Below are 5,401 nucleotides of genomic sequence, written 5' to 3'. Positions count from 1 at the left end.
TGATTGCTTCTCTTACTTCTTACGACTTTATCCTTGAAGCCTTATTTAGCGCAGCTTCATAAAGAATTGGTATAACTACTAACTCTAAGCGTAAACAGCTGATTCAAAACGAGTTGCCAAGTCAATAATGTCCTGCTTACGAGCAATTTGGTTTATCCATTGTTTGGGAATATTTTCCACGCCGTAATAAATTCCCGCTAACCCACCTGTGACGGCGGCGGTTGTATCGGTATCTCCGCCTAAGTTGACAGCTTTCAGTACCGCTTCAGAATAAGACGAGCTATTTAATAAACACCACAAGGACGATTCTAAGGTATCAATCACATAGCCACCAGAATTAATCTCTTCAACTGGTAACTTGGCAATCTCACCACTAAAAATTCTGCCAAAATGCGGCTTCTCTAACAAAAATTCTCGGACAGAATATATTGTTTGGATATCTTGCAATGCTTGTAAATAGGCTGTTTGTGGGTCAGCCCCTTCTAGGAGCGCCACTGCAATAGTAATATAAATGCCACAGGCCATTTGCGATCGCGCATGAGCATGAGTAAGGCAAGAAACTTGATGTACTCGCGCCAGCAATTCATCCAGAGTTAAACTTTTGTGACAATAAGCCATCGGCAAGATTCTCATCAAAGAACCATTGCCATTACTATTTTCACTAGCGCCACCAGCTTTCAAGGGTGGAGTTCCTTGTTTCCAGTTCACAATTGCTAAAAATGTGGTGTTACCGATATCAAATACTTCGCCTTGAGCAGTCCAGTAACTTTCGTGATACCAGCGCCAGAAGGAATCAGCAATCGCATCTACTGAAAATCCTTCACAAAGACATTCTGCCAAGCAAAAGGTCAACGAACTGTCATCTGACCACGTACCAGCAGGAACATCCCAAGTTCCATAACCTAGCATCGATATGACTGGAGATTTTACTCTTTCAGCGCGGCTGGTGAATTCCACTGGCACACCCAATGCATCACCAACACATAAACCCATCAGACCAGACAACGTTTTTGCAGAGGTTAACATTGTTCAACCAGCATGAAACTTTTCTACAACTGATTTTACTTGCGAAAAGCCGGTTATCAAATGCTTGGTAGAATTTATAAGGATTTCCAAGAAATAAATTATCCAAATAAACGAACCACAGAGGCACAGAGAACTCAGAGTGAAGAGGAATAGAGAGGATTTTGCTATCGACTTTGGGTATTTGGAAGTCTCTAATTCTAAACTAGCTGTAGACAGCCCTTGTAAAACGCTCTGCTAAATAAATAATGTCCTGTCTACGGGCAATTTGGTTTATCCATTTTTGAGGAATATTTTCCACGCCGTAATAAATTCCCGCTAACCCACCTGTGACGGCGGCGGTTGTATCGGTATCTCCGCCTAAGTTCACAGCTTTTAGTACTGCCTCAGAATAAGACGAGCTATTCAATAAACACCACAGGGATGATTCTAAGGTATCAATTACATAGCCACCAGAATTAATCTCTTCAACTGGTAACTTGGCAATCTCACCACTAAAAATTCTGCCAAAATGCGGCTTTTCTAACAAAAATTCTCGGACAGAATATATTGTTTGGATATCTTGCAATGCTTGTAGATAAGCTGTTTGCGGGTCAGCCCCTTCTAAGAGCGCCACTGCAATACTAATATAAATACCACAGGCCATTTGCGATCGCGCATGAGCATGAGTAATCGCGGAAACATCATGCACCCGCGCCAGCAATTCTCTTAAACTTAAGTTTCGGTGACAATAAGCCATTGGCAAGATTCTCATCAACGAACCATTGCCATTAGTATTTTCAACCTTCCCACCTGCCTGATGGGGAACAACCCCCTGTTTCAGGCGCATGATTGCTGTGTGGGTAGTTTGACCAATATCAAAGACATCGCCCCGAGGAGTCCAGTAAGCCTCCTTGTACCAGCGCCAGAAGGAATTAGCTATGGCATCCAACGAATACCCCCGACAAAGGCATTCTGCCAAGCAAAAGCTTAATGAACTATCATCTGACCAAGTTCCTGGTGGCTGATTCCATGTGCCATAACCCTGCATCGTTGTCACTGGAGATTTTACTCGTTCAGCACGGCTAGTAAACTCTACTGGCACACCCAACGCATCACCGACACATAAACCCATCAAACCAGACAACGTTTTTGCACCGGTTAGCATTATTCACTCTCCACGATAACTGCTCAAATTTAACTTTATAGATTCCCTCTATAGCTTGTTGCAACAGATGCTACAGCCGAATTTTTCACAGAGGATGAAAAACTCGGCAAAAAATGTTAATCGAGTATTTTTTTTCCACTCTTCCAACATAGTTGAAGTTCCAAATATTGTGACAGTTTTAAAAGCGTCTATTTGTGGAACAAAGAATCTATGTCAAAAGACATTGAATGTAATTATAACAGCTAATTTATAATTCTCAAGGCTAGTTAGCCTATAAATTTGATGCATCAATAGCAATATTAGTTTAATAAAAACCAATATTTTTTTGGAACATTATCACACGATTTTCGACTGGGAATATACAAGTAAAAAATAAAAATTTTGGTAAAAACTATGAAACGCTTACTCAAGTCTTTCATCACAATTTCTGCATTGTCTTCCTTAATAGTTGCTCCTTTTGTTCTATCAGCTGGTCAAGCTTCTGCTGAAACCAAAAAGGGTACTGACGCTAGTTATATTGGTGCTGGTGTTGCAGCTGGCGTTACAAGCGGCGGACAAGGTATCAACAATGCTGCTACATTTGGTGGTAATGTTACAGGCCGCGTAAAATTAGGAACTACCCCATTTTCTGCACGCGGTAATGTTCTTTGGAGTGATAAAACAAGTGCTATCATTCCAGAACTTTCTGTGGATGTGCCTATTGCTAATAGAACTAATGCCTATTTAACTGGTGGTTATTCTTTTGTAGAAAAAGATGGCTCACCAACCCCTATAGGTAACAGAGATTCAGTAGTAGTAGGTGCTGGTGTTGAATCGGAAGTTGCTAACAATTTCCTCGTCTATACTAACGCTAAAGTCGGACTTGGTGCTTACCAAAATAGCGATGCTTCTGCTGTCACCATAAATGGTGGTCTTGGCTATCGCTTCAAATAAAAGATTATTGAGTCCTCAGTTACTCTATACTTTACTTAAGTACTCAGGACTTAGCACTAAAAACTCACTACTCCCAAAAGCTGGTTTTGTTAAGTGTTACATCACTGACAAAGCCGGCTTTTGCCGTGGTAAAATTAGATTATTCCTCATTATTCCGGCCGGATTACCGGGGATCGAGTAGCCGAAAGGTGCTGATTCGGTGTCTACGTAATGCTTTATTGAGAATACTATACAAGTCTAATGGTTAAATCTGCTCCTTCCCCCATCACTAACCGTAAACCTTCCAAAGTAGAAGGAATCAAGGAAAATAGTAATTTTTTGCGTGAACCTGTAGCAACTGAAATTCTTCAAGATACTACCCATTTTACCGAAAACGCGGTGCAGCTTTTGAAGTATCACGGTTCTTACCAGCAGGATAACCGCGACAACCGCACCAAGGGACAGGAAAAAGATTACCAGTTTATGCTGCGGACAAAAAATCCTGGTGGTTTAGTACCACCGCAGCTATATCTGGCTTTAGATAAAATCGCTGATGAGTATGGCAACCACACGTTACGCGCAACTACCCGTCAAGGTTTCCAACTGCACGGGATTTTAAAGAAGAATTTGAAGGCATCAATCGCCACTATTGTCAAGAATCTGGGTTCGACTTTGGGAGCTTGCGGCGACATCAACCGCAATGTAATGGCTCCACCGGCCCCTTTTAAAAATCGCCCAGAGTACCAGTATGCTTGGGAATATGCTCAGAATATTGCTGACTTGCTGACAGCACAAACAGGCGCTTATTACGAAATTTGGCTAGATGGGGAAAAGGCAATTAGTGCTGAAGAAGACCCAGAGGTTAAGGCAGCCCGACAGCGCAATGGGAATGGCACAATCATTCATGACAACGAAGAACCAATTTATGGCACTTACTATATGCCTCGCAAGTTCAAAATTTGCGTGACAGTGCCAGGGGATAATTCGATTGATTTGTATTCTCAAGACCTGACGTTGGTAGTGATTACCAATAAGAAGAAACAATTAGAAGGATTTAACATTTTTGCTGGTGGTGGCTTAGGGCGGACACACGCTAAAGAAGAAACTTTCGCTAGGTTAGCAGACCCTATTGGTTATGTTACGAAAGATGACGTTTACGACATCGTGAAAGCAATTGTTGCTACCCAGAGAGATTATGGCGATCGCACCGATCGTCGTCACGCCAGATTAAAATATCTAATCAACGATTGGGGTGTAGATAAATTCCGTGCCCAAGTTGAAGAATATTTCGGTAAACCACTCGAAGCCTTCAAACCCCTGCCAGAATTTAAATATTACGACTTCCTTGGCTGGAATGAACAGGGTGATGGCAAGCTATTTTTAGGAATTTCCATTGAAAATGGTCGAGTCAAGGATGAAGGTTCGTTTCAACTGAAAACCGCTTTGCGGGAAATTGTCGAGCAGTTCAATTTACCCATCCGTTTGACACCCAACCACAACCTGATTTTTTACGATATCGAACCAGATAGCAAGGAAGCTATTCAAGACATTCTCAGCCGTAATGGTGTCGGAGACGACCCTAAAAAAATCGAACCTTTAGTGCGGTATGCAATGGCTTGTCCAGCTTTGCCTACGTGTGGCTTGGCAATCACAGAATCAGAACGAGCAATACCGGGTATTTTGGAACGGGTTCGCGCTCTATTAGATAAAGTGGGTTTACAAAATGAGCATTTTGTGGTAAAAATGACCGGATGCCCTAACGGTTGCGCTCGTCCCTACTTAGCAGAATTGGGCTTTGTTGGTAGCGCCCCAGAATCTTACCAACTATGGTTAGGGGGTTCGCCAAATCAGACTCGACTGGCGCAACCTTACATAGATAAGCTGCACCATAATGATTTAGACACCTTCCTAGAGCCAATTTTTGTTTACTTTAAGAAATCTCGGAAATCTAAGGAAAAGTTTGGTGATTTTTGCGATCGCGTTGGTTTTGATGCCATCCGCGAATTTAGCGCCACCTACGAACCCCAAGCAGCCAATGGTGCAAACAAATCCCGCCATCGGGTGAACTTGAAAGAAGAGGTTTATAGCAAGTTAAAGGAAGTGGCCGTAAGCGAAGGTAAGCCGATGACTCAGTTAGTAACTGAAGCGTTAGAAGCTTACTTCCAGAATCTTTCATAAGGTCAATAATTAACCAAACCATAAATGGACACAGATGGATTTATCTGTGTCCATCTTTGATTTGATGTAAGAATTCAGGAGTCAGAATTCAGAATTCAGAATAGTTAAAGAATCAGGAGAACATTTGATGACTAAATATAC

4 protein-coding genes are annotated in these 5,401 nt (G+C 42.0%); 2 read left to right on the top strand and 2 right to left on the bottom strand.

From position 1 onward, the window contains the following. Positions 1-84 precede the first annotated feature (84 nt). A complete protein-coding gene (locus tag RMZ41_RS31805; RefSeq protein WP_322643072.1) occupies positions 85-1,026 on the bottom strand; it encodes an ADP-ribosylglycohydrolase family protein in 942 nt (313 codons plus the stop codon). Positions 1,027-1,228: 202 nt separating this feature from the next. Beyond that, entirely contained in the window at positions 1,229-2,170 is a 942-nt protein-coding gene (locus RMZ41_RS31800) for an ADP-ribosylglycohydrolase family protein (protein WP_322643071.1), read from the bottom strand. A gap of 393 nt (positions 2,171-2,563) precedes the next feature. Here RMZ41_RS31800 and RMZ41_RS31795 point away from each other — a divergent pair, with 393 nt between their 5' ends. Together RMZ41_RS31795 and sir are read left to right on the top strand one after the other, a co-directional pair. Beyond that, positions 2,564-3,103, top strand: a complete 540-nt coding sequence (locus RMZ41_RS31795; RefSeq protein ID WP_322643070.1) for a hypothetical protein — start codon at positions 2,564-2,566, stop codon at positions 3,101-3,103. A 240-nt stretch (positions 3,104-3,343) separates the two neighbouring features. After that, positions 3,344-5,260: a sulfite reductase, ferredoxin dependent gene (gene sir / locus RMZ41_RS31790; RefSeq protein ID WP_322643069.1), complete on the top strand. Its 1,917-nt coding sequence runs from the start codon at positions 3,344-3,346 to the stop codon at positions 5,258-5,260. The last annotated feature ends 141 nt before the right edge of the window (positions 5,261-5,401 follow it).

Origin of the sequence: Nostoc sp. DedVER02 (genome assembly GCF_034530675.2) — a bacterium.
Lineage (GTDB): Bacteria > Cyanobacteriota > Cyanobacteriia > Cyanobacteriales > Nostocaceae > Nostoc.
The sequence above is the reverse complement of the archived record's forward strand: the minus strand, read 5'-3'. Positions and strand labels throughout refer to the sequence as shown.

Bases quoted from the DNA above. Each gene is read 5' to 3' on its own strand.
- RMZ41_RS31805 (WP_322643072.1), bottom strand. From the start codon at position 1,026: ATGTTAACCTCTGCAAAAACGTTGTCTGGTCTGATGGGTTTATGTGTT.
- RMZ41_RS31800 (WP_322643071.1), bottom strand. From the start codon at position 2,170: ATGCTAACCGGTGCAAAAACGTTGTCTGGTTTGATGGGTTTATGTGTC.
- RMZ41_RS31795 (WP_322643070.1), top strand. From the start codon at position 2,564: ATGAAACGCTTACTCAAGTCTTTCATCACAATTTCTGCATTGTCTTCC.
- sir (WP_322643069.1), top strand. From the start codon at position 3,344: ATGGTTAAATCTGCTCCTTCCCCCATCACTAACCGTAAACCTTCCAAA.